Here is a 1,267-nt window from a genome sequence, read left to right as displayed (position 1 = left end):
GACCAGCACACGCCGGAAGTCCGAGGCGACCCCGGTCAGGTCGGCGTCCTCGACGGGCGGGGTGCCCAGCCCGGCCATGGAGACCCGGGCGAGGAAGTGCCCGGCGGGCACGGAGAGCCGGGGGTCCTGGACCAGGGCGGAGCGGGTCAGGGCGCTCCCGACGACGGCGATGCGTGCGGTCATGGCCTGTGGGCCTCTCTCTCGGGATGAGGACGGACCGACGGAGCGGAGTGGTCCCCGTCGGTGCGGAACGCCAGGCGGAGTTCGGCGTCCAGCACCTGGTCCGCACCGGACTGTCTGCGGACCCGACGTGCCGCGGCAGCGGACATCCTCAGATACCGCGCGGGCTCGGCGCGCAGCGTCCGGACGGCGTCCGCGAGCGCGCGGTGGTCTTCGGGCGGCACCAGGAAGGCGACCTCCTCGTCGACGAACTCGGGGATCGCGGCCACCGCCGACGTGATGGGCACCAGACCCGAGGACATCGCCTCGTCGCGGCTGACGCCCTGGGTGTCGCTGCGGCTCGGGACCAGCAGCACCCCGTGGCGCGCGTGCTCGGCCGCGATCTCCGCGTGGGTCAGGAAGCCGCGGCGCACCGTCACGTTGGGCAGATCTCGCAGCGGCGCGACCGTCTCCTCGAAGAGCGGCCCGTCCCCGAGGAAGGTGAACTCGAGCTCGTCGAACCACGGCTCGGCCGCGAGGTCGAGGACAGCCGCCACGGCCAGATCGTACGCGAACACCCGGGAATGGTACGGCCGGATCGAGAGGATGCGCAGACGGTCCTCGGCCGTCTTCTCCCGGTAGCGGAAGACGGCGCCGTCGACCGGGTTGTGGATGACGGAGTACCGGTGCTCGGGCAGGCGGACGCCGACGTCGTCGAAGACGGTCTCCGCGAACCAGCGGGAGACGAAGACGAAGTGGACGTCGTCGCCGGTCGTCTGGAACACCTCCCGCCACATCGCCAAGCGCTCCTCGGAGGCCGCCTGGGCCGCCGCCAGCTCCGCCGCCGTGGTGTAGTTGAAGCGCCGGCGCCACCAGGGCTGGATCTCGAACCCGTGCGTCCACACCGTGGTGGGCGGCAGCGCGGGGGCGGTCTTGAGCACCTCCCACGTCTCGGGCAGGAGGCAATGCACCATCAGCGTGCGCACCTCCCCCGAGGCCAGCGTCGCCGCCAGGTCGGCGGGGCGGAGCATCGCCACGTCCACGTCCTCGAACTCCCGGAACCGGGGCTGGTCCCCGGCCCCGAGCACGACGACCTCGACCCGGTGGC

General features: G+C 72.7%; 2 protein-coding genes. Both read right to left on the bottom strand.

Annotated elements, in window-relative coordinates:
• The coding region (locus tag AB0N07_RS51300) for a hypothetical protein (RefSeq protein ID WP_365847910.1) at positions 1-183 on the bottom strand (183 nt) is incomplete at its 3' end.
• On the bottom strand, positions 180-1,267 hold a 1,088-nt coding region (locus AB0N07_RS51295), incomplete at its 5' end, for a glycosyltransferase (protein ID WP_365847908.1). The genes AB0N07_RS51300 and AB0N07_RS51295, both read right to left, overlap by 4 nt.

It is taken from the genome of Streptomyces sp. NPDC051172, assembly GCF_040682555.1.
Taxonomy (GTDB): domain Bacteria; phylum Actinomycetota; class Actinomycetes; order Streptomycetales; family Streptomycetaceae; genus Streptomyces.
The sequence above is the reverse complement of the archived record's forward strand: the minus strand, read 5'-3'. Positions and strand labels throughout refer to the sequence as shown.